The organism is Geomonas sp. Red276, assembly GCF_054784495.1.
This window is the reverse complement of sequence record NZ_BLXW01000001.1, coordinates 1-16,618: the sequence shown is the minus strand read 5'-3', so window position 1 is coordinate 16,618 and position 16,618 is coordinate 1. Positions and strand designations below refer to the sequence as shown.

The following is a 16,618-nucleotide window of genomic DNA, read 5'->3' as shown; positions in this document are numbered from 1 at the left end:
TCCTGTCCTTCCCCTTGAAGGGGAAGGGACGCACAGCAAAAGATCATTGCCAATCGGCAAATAAAAAAGCCGCGACGGTTGTCACGGCTCCTGGGTGTCGGTTATGGTCGATCGGAGAACGTGCCGCTTCCCTACGCCGGTTTCAACCGGATCAGGTTCGAAGGGTCTCAGGCACCGCCTGTCTCAGTTCTTGCGAACTCCCCTAGCTGGCTTGGATAGCGTGCCTAAAGGTAATGGAATCGTTCTGCAAAGTCAATCGTTTTCAGGTTTTTACCTTTACACTGTGGGGGAGAAGTGGTAGAAAAAACTGATGGCTGAGTCAGTCCGGAACTACTGTTTGCGGACTTTCCCAGCCATCGTGTCGTTTTGAGAGGTAATCACCGTAAACACAAAACCTCCCTCACCCGCCCTTCGGGCACCCTCTCCCCTAAAGGGGCGAGGGTAACGTTGGCAGCCCTTTGGGCACCCTCTCCCCTGAAGGGGCGAGGGTAAAGTAGTTGGCAGCCCTTCGGGTGCCTTGTTGTGGAGCGGCGAGGGGATTAATGACAGGAAGCTGATCATGGACAGTCGGCCGACCGTTGTTGAGATCGACCTTGCCGCTTTGCGGCATAATTATTCGCTGGTGAAGAAGGCAGCCCCCAGGGGATGCGGCATCCTGGCCGTCGTCAAGGCGGACGCCTACGGCCACGGTTTCGAATACGTCTCCAAGGAGTTGGATACCCTCGGGGTGGATGCTTTCGCCGTGGCCTTCCTGGCCGAAGGGGTTCAGCTGCGAAGAAGCGGCGTGGACAAGCCGGTGCTGATCCTCGGTGGGGTCTATCCCGGCGAGGAGAGGCGCTGCATCGGCCTCAATATCTCGACCGCCATCTTCACTCTCGAGCAGGCTGCGGCGCTGGACCGCGCGGCGGGGGAGCTGGCGGCGCCGCGTCCCGCCAAGATCCATCTCGAGATCGACACGGGGATGGGAAGGCTGGGGGTGCCCCACCACGAGGCTCCCGCCTTTCTCGCCAAGCTCAAGGAGTTCAAGCACCTGGAGCTGGAGGGGATCTTCTCCCATTTCGCCAGTGCCGACGAGCTCGACGAGGACGGTCGCAGCTATACGAAACTCCAGGTGGAGCGGCTTTCCGCGGCGGTCACCGAGGCAAGGCGGGTCGGTTTCTCGCCGACCTACGTGCATACCTCCAACAGTGCCGGTATCCTTACCCTGGACACCCCTTTCTGCAACCTGATTCGTCCCGGTATCATCCTTTACGGTGGACTCCCCTCGGGGGATTTCGCGGGCATGGTCAGCTCCAGGCCGGTGATGCGGCTCGTCAGCAGGGTGGCCATGTTGAAATGGGTGGAGCCGGGGACGCCGATCAGCTACGGCAGGAGGTTCATCGCGGACAAGCGTACCCTCATCGCCAGCGTTCCGGTCGGTTACGCCGACGGCTATCCGCGCAGCCTCACCAACAAGGGGGAGGTACTGATCCGCGGCCAGCGGGCGAGGGTGGCGGGCACCGTCTGCATGGACTGGATCATGCTCGACGTAACCGACGTGGAAGGGGTGACCGTCGGAGACGAGGTAACCCTTCTCGGACCCGATCCCCTGGGCGGCTCCATCAGCGCCGAGGAGTTGGCCCAGAAGGCAGGGACCATCCCGTACGAGATCTTCTGCGGCATCGCCACCCGGCGCGTCCGCAGGGTCTACATCGGATAAAACTCACGATACCCTCGCCCCTTCAGGGGAGAGGGTGGCCGAAGGCCGGGTGAGGGAAGATTTTTTAAAATGGGCGTGGGGATGTCTCAGGCAAAAACAAAGAGGGTGTTATGGACGACAGTACCGTGAGACTCACGGCGATCGTGAAGGCGGCGGGTTGAGCTGCTAAGCTGGGCCCGGCGGGCCTGGAAGATGCCATTCGCGACATATCCCGCTCCGATGATCCGAACCTCCTGGTCGGCATCGAGAAGGCGGAGGATGCGGGGGTCTACCGCATAGGGGATAGCCTCGCCCTGGTGCAGACCACCGACATCATCACTCCCCTGGTGGACGATCCCTTCACCTTCGGCCGCATCGCCGCTGCCAACGCACTATCCGACGTCTACGCCATGGGCGGCCGGCCGGTGACCGCGATGAACCTCGCCTTTTTCCCGGCCTGCTCGCTCCCCACCTCCACCCTCGCCACCATCCTGGCCGGCGGCGCCCATGCCATCAACGAGGCGGGAGCCTGCCTGGTCGGCGGCCACACCGTGGAGGACGACGAGCTGAAGTACGGCCTCGCGGTGACCGGGCTCATCGATCCCGCCGGCGTGGTGAGAAACTGCACCGCCCGTCCCGGCGATCACCTGGTCCTCACCAAGCCGCTCGGAACCGGCATCATCTCCACCGCCATCAAGGCGCAGATGGTGGAGCCGGAGGTCGAGGCCGAGGCGATCCGCTGGATGTCCCTTTTGAACAAGGAGGCCGGCGAGCTGATGGTCTGCTGCGGCGCCACCGCGGCCACCGACGTCACCGGCTTCGGCCTGATCGGCCACGCCTGCGAAATGGCCGCCGGGGCCGGGGTGACTTTCAGGATCCACATATCCGAAATCCCGCTCATGAAGGGAATCCCGCAGCTGGTTCGCGACGGGCTGATCCCCGCCGGCTGCTACCGCAACCGCACCCACTACTCCCCGCTTGTTTCCGGGATCACCGGGGATACGCTGCTTCCGCTCTTCGATCCGCAGACCTCGGGTGGCCTCCTGATTTCGCTCGCCCCCAAGGATGCCCGCGAGTTCATCAACCGCTCCAAGGCCGTCGGGACCTTCGCCGCCCTGATCGGCGAGGTCGAGCCCTCCGGAGAAACCCCGCTTGTCTTCATCTAGACGCCTCCATATCGCCTTCGACCTGGGGACCACCACCATCGCGGCGTCCCTCGTCGACCCTGCGGTTCCGGAGCGGCTGGCGATAGCCGGTGCCCTCAACCCCCAGCGCCAGTGGGGGGCGGATGTCCTCGCCCGCCTGACCGCCGCCGCGGTTCCCGAGACCCGCACCGCGATGCAGCTGGCCCTTGCCCGCGAGATGCAGCGCCTGGTCGAGGATCTCCTCTCGTCCGGCGAAGCCAAGGCAGGAGAGCTCGCCGCCGTCGCCGTGGCCGGCAATCCCGCCATGGAGCACCTGGCCCTCGGGCTCCCGGTCGGCTCGCTCGCCCACCCGCCGTTTCGCCCGCTCTTCACCGAGGGAAAAACCGTCTCCACCCGCGATCTCGGCTGGACCATCGACGTTCCCGCCTATCTCTTCCCGCTCCCCGGCGGCTTCGTCGGGGGAGACCTGGTCGCCTTTCTCTTCGGGCTCGAAGAGGAACCGCAGGCGGGGAGCCTCTACCTCGACATGGGAACCAACGCGGAGATCGCCCTGTACGACGGCACCCGTTTCCTCGCCACCTCGGCCGCCGCCGGGCCCGCCTTCGAGGGGGGGAACCTTCGCTGCGGCATGCCCGCTCTCCCCGGCGCGGTAGCCAAGGTCGCCATCGAGGGGGACCGGGTGCGGATCTCGACCGTCGCCAACGCTCCCGCCACCGGTATCTGCGGCTCCGGCGCCCTCGACACGGTGACCGCCCTCTTGGGATGCGGGGTGATCAACCGCACCGGCCGGCTGCTCCCCCCCGACGAGATCCCTTCCAACCTCGCCAACCGCGTCCAGGAGGTCGACGGCCAGCTCGCCTTCGTGCTCCACCGGGACGCCAAAAGCCTCGTCTACCTCGGCCAGGATGACATCCGCGCGCTCCAGCTCGCCAAGGGAGCTCTGCGTGCCGGGATCGACGTCCTCGTGGCCAAGGCGGGCTTCACCTACGAACAGCTTTCCAGGGTCGTGCTGACCGGCTCCTTCGGGGCGGTTCTTTCGCCGGACGGGCTAAAAACTGTTGGAATTTTCACCGAGAACATGGTAAAAATCACCGGATTTATCAGGGAGGGTGCCCTGGCCGGCGCCGAACGGCTGATCCGGGACCCGGACGGCCTCGGGAAGCTCGAAAAGCTGGCCGGCGAGGTGCGGGTCATTCCCCTTTCCGGCACTCCCCTGTTCGAGAAGCACTTCCTGGCCCACATGGATTTTCCCAGGGCCGCTGGTGATCGTTGAAATCCGAACTCCCCGAACAAGTGATGACCGCACGTGCGGTATACTCTGTAACTGGCAACACCCTGTCACCAACATTTCCCGACACTGTCTGGTCGAATCAATTTCTTTCTGAAAGGCAATTTCCATATCCGGAGTGACTTATCCCTGTGGCTGTGAGAGCACCTCTGTCTCATAGCGCAGGTTTTTCGTTTTTTTCTGGCGGTTTTTTAACTCATAACGACACGTAGAAAAGGAGCAGTCATGGCAAAGATTGGGCGCGCGTTGATCAGCGTATCGGAGAAGACCGGGGTGGTGGATTTCGCACGCACCCTGGCCGGGTATGGCGTGGAGATCCTCTCCACCGGCGGCACCGCAAAACTGATTCGCGATGCGGGCATTGCAGTGAAGGACGTCTCCGAGTTCACCGGTTTCCCCGAGATGCTGGACGGCCGGGTGAAGACCCTCCATCCGAAGGTCCACGGCGGGATCCTCGGCATGCGCGAGAACCCGGCCCACGTGGCCAAGATGCAGGAGCACGGCATCGAGCCGATCGACATGGTGGTGGTCAACCTCTACCCGTTCGAGGCCACCGTGGCCAAGGAAGGGTGCACCATGGAAGACGCCATCGAGAACATCGACATCGGCGGCCCGACCATGCTCCGCTCCGCCGCCAAGAACAACCGCGACGTGACCGTCATCGTCGATAACGCCGACTTCCAGGTGGTGCTCGACGAGATGAGGGCCAATAACGGCAGCGTCTCCCGCGAGACCAACTTCCGGCTGGCCGTGAAGGTCTACCAGCACACCGCCGCCTACGACGCCGCCATCTCCAACTGGCTGGGCGCCCGCACCGGCGAAGGGGTCGCCGAGTTCCCCGACACCTTCACCGTGCAGTTCAAAATGGCCCAGGGTATGCGCTACGGCGAGAACCCGCACCAGGGCGCCGCCTTCTACGTCGAGAAGGGGGCCAAGGAAGCCTCCATCTCCACCGCGCGCCAGCTGCAGGGAAAAGAGCTCTCCTACAACAACATCGGGGACACCGACGCGGCGCTCGAGTGCGTGAAGCAGTTCACCGAGCCGGCCTGCGTGATCGTCAAGCACGCGAACCCCTGCGGCGTCGCCGTGGCCGCCAACATCTTCGAAGCCTACGAGGCGGCCTACAAGACCGACCCGGAATCCGCCTTCGGCGGCATCATCGCCTTCAACCGCGAGCTCGACGAGACCACCGCCCGCGCCATCGTCGACCGCCAGTTCGTCGAGGTCATCATCGCCCCCAAGGTGACCGAGGCGGCCAGCGAAGTGGTCTCCGCCAAGAAGAACGTCCGCCTCTTGGAGTGCGGCTTCTGGCCGGAGACCCCGGCCAAGCGTCTCGACTTCAAGCGCGTCAACGGCGGAATCCTGGTGCAGGACGCCGACCTCGATCTCTTCACCGAGCTCAAGGTGGTGACCAAGCGTGTCCCGACCGACGCCGAGATGGAAGACCTCCTCTTCACCTGGCGGGTCGCCAAGTTCGTGAAATCCAACGCCATCGTCTACGGCCGCGGCAACGCCACGGTCGGCGTGGGCGCCGGCCAGATGAGCCGCGTCAACTCCGCACGCATCGCCGCCATCAAGGCCGAGCATGCCGGGATCCCGGTCCAGGGTGCCGTCATGGCCTCCGACGCCTTCTTCCCGTTCCGTGACGGCCTCGACAACGCCGCCGCTGCCGGCGTCACCGCGGTCATCCAGCCGGGCGGCTCCATGCGCGACGCCGAGGTGATCGCCGCCGCCGACGAGCACAACATCGCCATGGTGTTCACCGGGATGAGGCATTTCAGGCACTAAGTCAAAATCGATAGAACGCGGATGACGCGGATTTAACGGATTTACGCGGATAAACCTAAGATCTTTTTGAGTTAACATTCAAAAGCTTTTCGATCGATCCGCGTAGATCCGCCCAATCCGTGTCATCCGCGTTCTAATAGGTTTTTAGGGTTTTTAAAGGAGTCGTTTATGAAGGTTCTGGTGATAGGAAGCGGTGGGCGCGAGCACGCGCTGGTTTGGAAGATCGCCCAGTCCCCGCTGGTTGATACGGTTTACTGCGCCCCGGGAAATCCGGGTACCGCGCAGCTTGCGACTAACCTGAACATCGCGGTGGACGACCTCCAGGGGCTCGTCACCTTCGCCAAGGAGCACGGGATCGGCCTCACCGTGGTCGGCCCGGAGCTTCCGCTCTCCCTGGGGATCGTGGACCTCTTCGAGAAGGAGGGGCTGAAGATCTTCGGCGCCCGCCAGAATGCCGCCATCATCGAGGCGAGCAAGGCGTTCTCGAAGGACCTGATGAAGAAGTACAACGTCCCGACCGCCGCCTACGAGGTCTTCACCGAGGTGCAGCCGGCCATCGAGTTCATCGACAAGACCGGGATTCCCATCGTCATCAAGGCTGACGGCCTGGCGGCCGGCAAGGGGGTCATCATCGCCCAGACCCGCGACGAGGCGGTGGAAGCGGTCACCGACATGCTCTCCGGCAACGCCTTCGGCGCCGCGGGCTCGCGCGTGGTGATCGAGGAATTCCTGAAAGGGGAGGAGGCTTCCTTCCTGGCCTTCACCGACGGTAAGAACATCATTCCGCTCGCCAGCGCCCAGGACCACAAGGCGGTCTTCGACGGCGACAAGGGGCCCAACACCGGCGGCATGGGCGCCTATTCCCCGGCTCCGGTGGTGACCAAGTCCATCCATGACAAGGCGATGGCCGAGGTGATGAGAAGGACCGTGGACGGCATGGCCGCCGAAGGGAGGCCGTACCGCGGGGTGCTCTACGCCGGGCTCATGATCGACGGGGAGAACGTGAAGACCCTCGAGTTCAACGCCCGCTTCGGAGACCCGGAATGCCAGCCGCTTCTCATGCGTATGAAGTCGGACATCGTGCCGATCCTGATGGCGGTGGCGTCGGGCGACCTTTCCGGCGTCGAGATCGAGTGGCACGACAAGGCAACCGTCTGCGTGGTGCTGGCTGCCGAGGGGTATCCCGGCGATTACCGCAAGGGAGACGTCATCAACGGGCTCGACGAGGCCGCAACCATCGAGGACCTGGTGGTGTTCCACGCCGGGACCAAGTCCGCCGATGCCGGGATCGTTACCAACGGCGGCCGTGTGCTGGGAGTGACCGCACTCGGGAACACCGTGAAGGACGCCATCGACCGCGCCTACGCGGGGGTCGCCAAGATCAACTGGCCCGGGATGCACTGCCGGAAGGACATCGGCGCCAAGGCTATGAACCGCTAAAGATTTAAGGAGCAATTAGATATGTCGAATGCTGCAGTACTGATTCTGATGGGAAGTGATTCCGACCTCCCGGTGATGGAAGAGACCGCGAAGGTGCTCGACGACTTCGGCGTATCCTTCGAGATGCGCATCTCCTCGGCCCACCGCTGCCCCGAGCGGACCGCCAAGCTTGCCAGCGAAGCGGCCGGCCGCGGAATCCAGGTCATCATCGCGGCAGCCGGCATGGCCGCCCACCTGGCCGGTGTCGTCGCCGCCGAAACCACCCTGCCGGTGATCGGCGTTCCCATGCCCGGTGGCGCACTCAACGGGGTAGACGCCCTCTACTCCACCGTCCAGATGCCGGGCGGGATTCCGGTTGCCGCCATGGCCATCGGCAAAGCCGGGGCCAAGAACGCCGGCCTCTTCGCCGTGCAGATCCTGGCCCTTTCCAACCCCGCCCTCCGCACCCAGCTCGCCTCCTACAAGGCCCAGATGGTCGACGAAGTGGAGCAGAAGGACCAGGCGTTGCAGTCGAAGCTTAACGCGAAGTAAACGAGCTAATCAGAACCTGCCCTCACCCCTGCCCCTCTCCCCTAAAGGGGCGAGGGAATAGTGAAAGATATCCCCTCGCCCCCCTTGGGGGAGAGGGTGGCCGAAGGCCGGGTGAGGGTAGGTGTAAGGCCTAGGTAAAAGGTATGAGGGTTTCGGCCCCTGATTACGTAAAGATGAAGCTACCCATACCGGCAGTTGTCATTTTTCTTGACATTGTTCTAATTACTGTATTAGTTTCTTAAAATTTCCAAATAAGGAGGGGCTTGCCCATGAGGAATATTCTTTCAGTGATCGCTATGACTGTCATTCTCGCCGCATCCACCGCTATGGCTGCCGATCAGGTGGTCTACAACGCAAAGAACGGCACCACCATCACCTTTAACCACAAGGCCCATCAGGCACGGACCGAGTGCAAAGTCTGCCACGGCCAGGGAGCCCCGACCAAGATCGTCATCGAGGGGAAACAGGCCCACGCCCTGTGCCTCGATTGCCACAAGAAGACCAACAACGGAAAGATTTCCGGCGCCTGCAAGGAGTGTCACAAGAAGTAAATCTCCTCTCCGGTTTGGCTTGGACTGATCCCATGACGATGGGGTAACCGCCTGCTGTTACCCCATTTTTTCGGCAATTTTTCTATTAGTGAATTTTATTTTGCTCTTATCATCATTTTGTCTATAATGCCTTGCTTGTGATTTGATCCACGATCCAAACCTAGAGACGGGAGAGTACCTTGACAACGAATAAACGCGGACTTGCGGAACAACTGTGGGATTTTTTCTGCTCGTTGAGACTCACCATTTTCCTTCTGATAGGGCTCGCCCTGGTCTCCATCATCGGCACCGTAATCCCGCAGGGACCCCAGCGTGAATACCTCGCCACCATCAGCGAAACCAAGATTCGCCTCTACAGTTCCCTCGGCTTTTTCGACATGTACCACTCCTGGTGGTTCATCCTTCTTCTCTACCTTTTGACCCTCAACCTGATCTGCTGCTCCATCAAACGGCTCCCCCGCGTCTGGAAGATCGTTTCCGAGCCGGTCCTGACCATGGACGAGTCGTTCGAGAAAACCCTCTCCAACACCCAGGAGCTGAAACTCAAGGGGGGCAAGTCCGAGCTCCGTGATCGCGTCAGCGCCGTCCTCGGCTCCGAGTTCGCCAAGCCGGTGGTCACCGAGAAGGATGGCGTCATCCACCTCTTCGCCCAGAAGAACCCCTGGTGCCGTCTCGGGGTCTACGTGGTGCACTTCTCCATCATCATCGTCTTCATCGGGGCGCTCGTCGGCTCGTTCTTCGGCTACAAAGGGTACGCCCAGATTCCCGAGGGCGGCAGCGTCAACCAGGTAATGGGGCGCAACGGCAAGATCGTTGACCTCGGCTTCGACGTACGCTGCGAGAAGTTCACGGTCTCCTTCTACGACACCGGCGCTCCCAAGGAGTTCAAGAGCATCCTGTCGGTGTTCGACGGCGGTAAGCCGGTCGCCGGGCTGCAGAACATCCCGGTCATCGTCAACGACCCGCTGACCTACAAAGGGGTCACCTTCTACCAGGCGAGCTACGGCCAGTCCGATGAGGGGGCTCTCTACCACCTGACGGTCTCCAACCGCAAGACCGGCAAGGTCGAGAAGATCGACGCCCGTCAGGGCGAGCGGGTTGCCCTTCCGGGCGGCGCCTTCCTCTCCGTCATGGAGGCCACCCAGAACGTCACCCCCTTCATGAAGGAGTTCGACGGCCCCGGCGCCCAGGTCGAGTTCACCCCGCCGGGTGGCCAGCCGGAGCCCTTCGTCATCCTCAGCGACAAATACCAGTCCTTCAATGCCCAGCACGGCGGGGACTTACTCATAAGCTTCGATGGCATGGACCAGAAGTTCTACACCGGCCTCCAGGTCGCCAAGGACCCGGGTGTCTGGGTGGTGTGGACGGGATGCGCCCTGATGGTGTTCGGCATCATCATGGCCTTCTTCATGTCCCACCGCAGGGTCTGGGCCAGGATCTCTGACGACGGCGTGACCGTGGGCGGGTCCGCCTCCAAGAACCCCGCCGGGTTCGAGATGCAGTTCGACGACCTGGTGGAGAAGCTCAACAAAGCATAGAATCCCGGGGGTGCCCACCCCCTCGTCGCGCACACAACGACCGGAGGATTATCGATGTCCAGTTCCAACCTGTTTAACGTCACCATGGTCATATACATGGTTACCACCTGCATATTTTTCGCCTTCCTCGCCTCGCGGAACAAGGCGATCGGCCTGGCCGGCACCTACGCCGCCCTGATCGGTTTCCTGATCCAGACCGCGGCGATCGGCATGCGGTGGAAAGAGTCCTACGACCAGGGGCACGGCCACGCGCCGCTCTCCAACCTCTTCGAATCGGTGGTCTTCTTCTCGTGGACCATCATCCTGATCTACCTGATCATCGACTTCAAGTACAAGTACCGTGCGGTCGGCTTCTTCGTCGTTCCGTTCGCCCTCTTCGGGATGGCCTGGGCCCAGCTGGGGCTCGACAGCGGCATCGAGCCGCTGGTGCCGGCCCTGCAGAGTAACTGGCTCATGTACCACGTCATCACCTGCTTCCTCGGCTACGCCGCCTTCGCGGTGGCCTGCGGCATCTCCATCATGTACCTGATACGAGACAAGGTGGAGAAGGGGGGAGGCAACTCGGCCGCGGGGGGGATGCTCTCCATGTTCCCCGCCATCCGGGTGCTCGATGACCTGAACTACAAGGCCATCATGATCGGCTTCCCGCTTCTGACCCTGGGGATCGTGACCGGCGCCGCCTGGGCCAACTACGCCTGGGGCACCTACTGGAGCTGGGACCCCAAGGAGACCTGGTCGCTGATCGTCTGGTTCGTCTACGCCGCCTTCCTCCATGCCCGCATCACCCGCGGCTGGGTCGGGCGCCGGGCGGCCATCCTGTCGGTCATCGGCTTCGCCGCCACCATCTTCTGCTATCTGGGTGTTAACCTCTTCCTCTCCGGTCTCCACAGCTACGGCAAGTAGCGACGGACCGGCAGGGCCCAACGTACGAACGTGGGCCGTCCTCCGCACGGGGGGCGGCCCGCGCCGCGTCTGCCTGGGGCCTCCGGCTGCGGCGAGGGAGTCGGCACTTTTCAAGGAAGGTTTGATTTCATGCGACGTTTTTGGGGTAGGCTTGCCGCGGCAGGCGCATTGCTGACCATCTCCCTCGTACTGGTGCCGGGCCTTGCCCGTGCCGAATTCAAGTGCAGCTCCTGTCACCGCGGGCTCATCACCGGGAGCGTCGCCCATCCGCCGGTCGCCGCCGGCGAGTGCACCCACTGCCATAACCAGCTCTCCGACGCCCACCCCCTCGAGAAGGGGAGCATGGGCTTCGTGGTCCCCCGCGAAAAGCTCTGCCTCCATTGCCACACCAAGCTCCTGACCGACTCCAAGCCGTTCTTCCACAAGCCGGTCGCCGAGGGGAAGTGCACCGGTTGCCACAACCACCACTCCTCCAACTACAAGGCGCTCCTGAAGGACGACCCTCCCAACCTCTGCTTCCGCTGCCATGACCAGGCGAAGTTCACCGGCGCCGCCTTCACCCACAAGCCGGTGGCCGAAGGCAAATGCCTCGCCTGCCACGAACCGCACCAGGCGACCGGAAGGTATCTCCTGAGAAAGCCGGGCTCCGAGCTCTGCCTGATGTGCCACGACAAGAAGTACGCGACCGGCAAGTCGATCCACGGGCCGATCAAGACCGGCGAGTGCACCAAGTGCCACCTGGTCCACGGCTCCCCCAACCGGAAACTCTTGAAGGCGGAGATGCCGACCGAGCTGTACCGTCCCTTCACGCCGGACGCCTTCCCGCTCTGCTTCTACTGCCACAATCCGGACCTGGTCTCCGAGGTGAAGACGACCAAGACCACCGGCTTCAGAAACGGCGACCGCAACCTGCACGCGGTCCACGTCAACAAGCAGGGTAAGGGGCGCTCCTGCCTCCTTTGCCACAACCCGCACGCCTCCAGCCAGGACCGCCTGATCTACACCCACGCCCCCGGCTTCGGGAGCTGGCAGATCCCCATCCGTTACACCAAGACGGATACCGGCGGACAGTGCTCGGTCGGTTGCCACAAGACCTACCGCTACGACAGGGTCAAGGCACTTGATAACAACTAACTTGGCAGATGGCCCGCTTTCTGTCCGGAGGTCGCCGCCAGCCCACAGACCGCTGCCAGCCCACAGACCGCTGCCAGCCGCGGGTCCCCCCCTTTGCGAAGGGGGGACAGGGGGGATTTTCCTCGCGGGCAACCCACTCCGCCCCGCCCTAAGCTTGACCGGGCTCTCCCTCTCCCTCCGGGAGAGGGCCGGGGTGAGGGAAGCCGGGAGGGAGAGGGGATGAGAGACCTATGAACCTTCCCCGTGTTTCCATCATCATTCCGGTGGCGCCGGGTGGGAAGGTCCGGGCACTGGCCGGGCTCGCCCAGGTTACCTATCCGCAGGAGCTTTTCGAGGTGCTGGTCGCCTACGGCCGCGCCCCGAGCGTGCAGAGAAACCGCGCCGCCAACGAGGCGACAGGGGACATCCTCTACTTCCTGGACGACGATTCCCGGGTCGCCCCCGGATTCCTCGAACGGGCGGTCCCCCACTACGACGACCCCAAAGTGGCCGCGGCGGGAGGGCCGTCACTGACCCCCGCCACCGATTCCCCCCTGCAGCGGGCGATCGGGGTGGTGCTCTCCTCGGCGGTCGGGGGAGGGGGCGTCCGTAACCGTTACCGCAAGGCTGGGAAAGCGCGCCACACCGGCGACAGCGAGCTCATCCTCTGCAACCTGAGCTTCCGGCGGGAGATCTTCCTCTCCCACGGCGGCCTCGACTCCCGGCTCTATCCCAACGAGGAGAACGAGCTGATGGACCGGCTGGTAGGTGAAGGGTTCTATCTCGTTCACGACCCGGAACTCGCCGTGCAGCGCAGCCAGCGCCCGACCTGGAAGGCCTACGTCAGGCAGATGCTCGGCTACGGCCGCGGGCGCGGGGAGCAGACCAGGATCTCCGGCCGGATCAAGCCGGTGGCCATGGCACCGTCGCTGTTCGTGGTCTACCTGCTGCTCTTGCCGCTTTTGGGGAGCTGGATCCTCTCGCTCCCCTTTTTCGCCTACCTCGCCCTGATGCTCGCCGCCTCCCTTATGGGGGCGCTTGGCGCGCGGGACCTCACCCTGCTCCCGCGCCTGCTGGTTCTCTTCCCCGCCCTGCACATCCTGTACGGCGTGGGGGTGGTCTGGGGGCTCGTAAGCCCGCGCTTCAAGGGCGCCCCCCGTTCGACCGAGGGGATCGAGATCCGCAGGGTGAAGGCGTTCGGGGAGCCCCTCCGCTCACGCTAGAACAAAATACCAAGGAGTTTCCGTGGATATCAGTGTCGTCGTTCCCATCTACAACGAGGAAGAGAACATCCCCATCCTGCACGCCCGCATCAGCGAGGCGCTGACCCCGTCCGGGTTCGCCTACGAACTGATCCTGGTGGACGACGGCTCCTCGGACAACTCCTACGCGGCTTTGAAAGTCCTCGCCGCCAAGGACGCCCGCGTCAAAGTGGTTAAACTCAGGAGGAACTTCGGGCAGACGGCGGCCATGGCTGCCGGTTTCGATCTCGCCAGCGGCCGGGTGGTGATCCCCATGGACGGGGACCTGCAGAACGACCCGCTGGACATCCCGCTCCTGATGGAACGCATCGACGAAGGCTTCGACGTGGTCTCCGGCTGGCGCAAGGACCGGAAGGACACCTTCGTCAACCGCAAGCTCCCCTCCCTGATCGCCAACGGCCTCATCTCCCGGATGACCGGCGTCCATCTCCACGACTACGGCTGCACGCTGAAGGCCTACCGCCGCGAGGTGCTGGAAGACGTGAATCTCTACGGCGAGATGCACCGCTTCGTGCCGGCGCTGGCCCACCAGGTGGGGGCCAAGGTGACCGAGATGCCGGTCAGGCACCATGAGCGTCTGCACGGCACCAGCAAGTACGGGATCTCCCGCACCATGAAGGTCATCCTGGACCTGATGACCGTCAAGTTCCTCTTGAGCTACTCGACCAAGCCGATCCAACTCTTCGGCCGCTGGGGGATCTACACCTTCTGCGCCGGTGTCATGAGCGGGGCGCTCACCCTGTACATGAAGTTCTTCGAGAACACCAGCATGAACCGCAACCCCTTGCTGATCCTCACCGCGTTCCTGCTCTTCATGGGGGTCCAGTTCATCGTCATGGGGCTTTTGGCCGAGCTGATCGCCCGTACCTATTACGAGGCGCAGGGGAAGGCCATCTACACCATCAAGGAAAAGCTCAACTTTGGCTGAGTCCCCGCTGCGAGTCCTGGTGTTGGCGCCGACCCCCTTCTTCGCCGACCGTGGCTGCCACGTACGGATCCTGGAGGAGGCGCGCGCCGCCATGGCCCAGGGCGCACAGTTGCGGATCGTCACCTACCACATCGGCCGGGACATCCCCGGCATCCCCACCGACCGGATCCCCCGCATCCCCTGGTATAGGAAACTGGGGGCGGGGCCGTCCTGGCACAAGCCGTACCTCGACCTGCTGCTGCTCTGGAAGGCCTGGAAGGTGGCCAAGACCTTCAAGCCACACCTCATCCACGCCCATCTCCACGAAGGCGCCTTCTTCGGCGCCATCTTAAAGCGCATCCTCGGCATCCCGATGCTCTTCGATTGCCAGGGGAGCCTGACCGGGGAGATCACCGACCACGGCTTCGTGAGGCAGGGGTCGCTTCTCCAGCGCTTCTTTGTCGCCCTGGAAAGCTGGATCAACAACTCCTCCGACTTCATCGTCACCAGTGCGACCCCGACGGTCGAACTGCTCATTTCCGACGGGGTGCCGCGCGAGCGGGTGGCGCCGCTTATTGACGGCGTGGACACCGATGTGTTCGCGCCTCAGCCGAAGGTGGAGATAAGAAAGCGGCTGGGACTTCCGCCGGACCGCCCGGTGGTGAGCTATCTCGGGTTATTGAACAGCTACCAGGGGGTCGATCTCCTTCTGGAAGCGGCGGCCGATCTGAAGAACCAGGGTGCGAAGATCCACTTCCTCGTGATGGGTTTTCCGGAGGAGCGCTACAAAGAGATGGCGGCCGAGATGGGGATCGAGGACATCGTCACCTTCACCGGCCGCATCCCCTACGACCAGGCGCCGCTCTACCTCAGTGCCGGGGATCTCGCCGTCTCGCCCAAGATTTCCCTCACCGAAGCCAACGGAAAACTTTTCAACTACATGGCGTGCGGCCTTCCTACCGTGGCCTTCGACACCCCGGTCAACCGTGAGATCCTGGGCGATGCCGGTTACTATGCGAAGCTCGGAGACGTGGCTTCGTTGTCCGGAGCCATCGGCCGGGTCGCCGGCGACCGGGAGCTCCGCGAAGAGTTAGCCTACCTCGGTCGCGAGCGCGCCATCCGCGAGCACTCATGGGAAGCGCGCGGCAAGGCACTTGTTGGGGTCTACCGGCGCCTGTATAATCACAAGGGTTGATTCGGTATCTAACGGCAGACCAGGGAGGTTTCCCTCATGAAAAACGAGCATTTCGAGATAATGTTGGAGAAGATGGATAGCAACTTCCAGTTGGTGCTCGATGCATACTCTGCCCTTGACCGAAAAATCGATGCTTACCGTGAGGAATCCAACGCCAAGCACGACCATACTGCCTTTCAAATTCAGGTGTTGAACAACAAGATTGACGGCGTCGAAGAGAGGTTGACGGCAGGACTTGAGAAGGTCGAAGACAGGCTAACCCGAGTGGAAGGGCGTCTGGATTCCGTCGAAGAGAAGCTCGATACCGTTGGTGCCGACCTAGCCGCCCATCGCATGGACACCGAGGCGCATCGTGGAGCCTACATTGTGAAGGAACCGTGAGAGAGGCGGCTGCTCATTTTTCTCGGTTGTACAGTAGGGTGGGCACCCCTTGGCCACCCGCCCGGCAACAAAATGGTAGGCACTGCGCTGGAGTCGAAGCGCCTCTCCTCTGCATCGCAGGTGGTCTCGAAAAGGTACCTCTTGAAACTTGAAATCCTCCTGGTAAAATGCTTTATCCTTCCCCGTGGTGTGTAACCCCGGCAAAGATTGCACTTCCTTGTGGAATGTCGCACTTCCTTTCAAAAAATTGCACTTCAAATTGGAAAGTGACACTTTTCCTCCAAAAAATTGCACTTCAAATTGGAAAGTGACACTTTTCCTCCAAAAAATTGCACTTCAAATTGAAAAGTGACACTTTTCCTCCAAAAAATTGCACTTCAAATTGAAAAGTGACATTTTTCCCCAAAAAAATTGCACTTCAGATTGAAAAGTGACATTTTTCCCTCAAAAAGTGACACTTCGTTTAAAAAAACCTGATTAGCGCCAATCTTCCGCTGGAAGACAAGCGCGACATATTACGTCGTAGGTGGTTCATATAATCACGGCACATTCCATCCGAGGAGGCTGCCGTGAAGAATCGTTTCCAGTTCCAGTCAGGCCTTAGCCTGAACGATTTCCTCGCCAAGTACGGTGAGGAGCAGCAGTGTGAAGCCGCAATCGAACAGGCTCGGTGGCCCACAGGCTTCCAATGTCCGAAGTGCGGTGGCAAGAGGCATTGCACTTACCGTCGAGGCGCCGTCAAGGTCTTCCAGTGCTGCATCTGCCGAAACCAGACGACTTTGACTCAGGACACGATCTTTCATTCGACGAAACTGCCACTGACCAAATGGTTTCAGGCCATGTTCTTTCTGACTCAGAACAAGAACAACGTGTCTTGTCTCGAGCTCAAGCGGCTGAT

At 62.1% G+C, this 16,618-nt stretch carries 15 protein-coding genes and 1 riboswitch; all 15 genes read left to right on the top strand.

Going from position 1 to position 16,618, the window contains the following annotated elements; all coding sequences use genetic code 11:
- Positions 1-111 precede the first annotated feature (111 nt).
- Positions 112-214, bottom strand: a riboswitch (TPP riboswitch).
- 345 nt (positions 215-559) lie between these two features.
- Positions 560-1,699 carry an alanine racemase gene (gene alr / locus ACYVL5_RS00075; protein WP_460593502.1) on the top strand — a complete coding sequence of 380 codons (1,140 nt, stop codon included), beginning with the start codon at positions 560-562 and terminating at the stop codon, positions 1,697-1,699.
- Between the two features lie 110 nt (positions 1,700-1,809).
- Positions 1,810-2,844 (top strand): selenide, water dikinase SelD, encoded by a 1,035-nt coding sequence (gene selD, locus ACYVL5_RS00070; protein ID WP_460593501.1) that lies wholly within the window; start codon positions 1,810-1,812, stop codon positions 2,842-2,844.
- Positions 2,831-4,096, top strand: coding sequence for an ASKHA domain-containing protein (locus ACYVL5_RS00065; RefSeq protein ID WP_460593500.1), 1,266 nt, complete (start codon positions 2,831-2,833; stop codon positions 4,094-4,096). Before selD ends, ACYVL5_RS00065 begins: the two co-directional genes overlap by 14 nt.
- Positions 4,097-4,336: 240 nt before the next feature.
- Positions 4,337-5,899 carry a bifunctional phosphoribosylaminoimidazolecarboxamide formyltransferase/inosine monophosphate cyclohydrolase gene (gene purH / locus ACYVL5_RS00060; RefSeq protein ID WP_460593499.1) on the top strand — a complete coding sequence of 521 codons (1,563 nt, stop codon included), beginning with the start codon at positions 4,337-4,339 and terminating at the stop codon, positions 5,897-5,899.
- A 168-nt stretch (positions 5,900-6,067) separates the two neighbouring features.
- Positions 6,068-7,339, top strand: coding sequence for a phosphoribosylamine--glycine ligase (gene purD / locus ACYVL5_RS00055; RefSeq protein ID WP_460593498.1), 1,272 nt, complete (start codon positions 6,068-6,070; stop codon positions 7,337-7,339).
- Between the two features lie 21 nt (positions 7,340-7,360).
- Positions 7,361-7,870 (top strand): 5-(carboxyamino)imidazole ribonucleotide mutase, encoded by a 510-nt coding sequence (gene purE / locus ACYVL5_RS00050; RefSeq protein ID WP_460593497.1) that lies wholly within the window; start codon positions 7,361-7,363, stop codon positions 7,868-7,870.
- Between the two features lie 296 nt (positions 7,871-8,166).
- Positions 8,167-8,421, top strand: coding sequence for a cytochrome c3 family protein (locus ACYVL5_RS00045; protein WP_460593496.1), 255 nt, complete (start codon positions 8,167-8,169; stop codon positions 8,419-8,421).
- Between the two features lie 179 nt (positions 8,422-8,600).
- Entirely contained in the window at positions 8,601-9,959 is a 1,359-nt protein-coding gene (gene resB / locus ACYVL5_RS00040) for a cytochrome c biogenesis protein ResB (RefSeq protein WP_460593495.1), read from the top strand.
- A 54-nt stretch (positions 9,960-10,013) separates the two neighbouring features.
- On the top strand, positions 10,014-10,862 hold the full coding sequence (gene ccsB / locus ACYVL5_RS00035) for a cytochrome c biogenesis protein (RefSeq protein WP_460593494.1): 849 nt from the start codon (positions 10,014-10,016) through the stop codon (positions 10,860-10,862).
- Positions 10,863-10,991: 129 nt separating this feature from the next.
- Complete coding sequence (locus ACYVL5_RS00030; protein WP_460593493.1) at positions 10,992-11,996, top strand: cytochrome c3 family protein; 1,005 nt, start codon at positions 10,992-10,994, stop codon at positions 11,994-11,996.
- A gap of 230 nt (positions 11,997-12,226) precedes the next feature.
- Positions 12,227-13,198, top strand: a complete 972-nt coding sequence (locus ACYVL5_RS00025; RefSeq protein ID WP_460593492.1) for a glycosyltransferase family protein — start codon at positions 12,227-12,229, stop codon at positions 13,196-13,198.
- 22 nt (positions 13,199-13,220) lie between these two features.
- Complete coding sequence (locus ACYVL5_RS00020; protein WP_460593491.1) at positions 13,221-14,165, top strand: glycosyltransferase family 2 protein; 945 nt, start codon at positions 13,221-13,223, stop codon at positions 14,163-14,165.
- Positions 14,158-15,339 (top strand): glycosyltransferase family 4 protein, encoded by a 1,182-nt coding sequence (locus ACYVL5_RS00015; protein ID WP_460593490.1) that lies wholly within the window; start codon positions 14,158-14,160, stop codon positions 15,337-15,339. The genes ACYVL5_RS00020 and ACYVL5_RS00015 overlap by 8 nt, the downstream gene beginning before the upstream one ends.
- Before the next feature lie 36 nt (positions 15,340-15,375).
- Positions 15,376-15,720, top strand: coding sequence for a hypothetical protein (locus ACYVL5_RS00010; RefSeq protein ID WP_460593489.1), 345 nt, complete (start codon positions 15,376-15,378; stop codon positions 15,718-15,720).
- Positions 15,721-16,289: 569 nt separating this feature from the next.
- On the top strand, positions 16,290-16,618 hold a 329-nt coding region (locus ACYVL5_RS00005; RefSeq protein ID WP_460593488.1), incomplete at its 3' end, for a transposase.

What these genes read in the sequence shown, in the direction of transcription:
- alr (WP_460593502.1), top strand. Translation starts at nt 560, where the DNA reads ATGGACAGTCGGCCGACCGTTGTTGAGATCGACCTTGCCGCTTTGCGG.
- purH (WP_460593499.1), top strand. Translation starts at nt 4,337, where the DNA reads ATGGCAAAGATTGGGCGCGCGTTGATCAGCGTATCGGAGAAGACCGGG.
- purD (WP_460593498.1), top strand. Translation starts at nt 6,068, where the DNA reads ATGAAGGTTCTGGTGATAGGAAGCGGTGGGCGCGAGCACGCGCTGGTT.
- purE (WP_460593497.1), top strand. Translation starts at nt 7,361, where the DNA reads ATGTCGAATGCTGCAGTACTGATTCTGATGGGAAGTGATTCCGACCTC.
- ACYVL5_RS00045 (WP_460593496.1), top strand. Translation starts at nt 8,167, where the DNA reads ATGACTGTCATTCTCGCCGCATCCACCGCTATGGCTGCCGATCAGGTG.
- ccsB (WP_460593494.1), top strand. Translation starts at nt 10,014, where the DNA reads ATGTCCAGTTCCAACCTGTTTAACGTCACCATGGTCATATACATGGTT.
- ACYVL5_RS00030 (WP_460593493.1), top strand. Translation starts at nt 10,992, where the DNA reads ATGCGACGTTTTTGGGGTAGGCTTGCCGCGGCAGGCGCATTGCTGACC.
- ACYVL5_RS00025 (WP_460593492.1), top strand. Translation starts at nt 12,227, where the DNA reads ATGAACCTTCCCCGTGTTTCCATCATCATTCCGGTGGCGCCGGGTGGG.
- ACYVL5_RS00010 (WP_460593489.1), top strand. Translation starts at nt 15,376, where the DNA reads ATGAAAAACGAGCATTTCGAGATAATGTTGGAGAAGATGGATAGCAAC.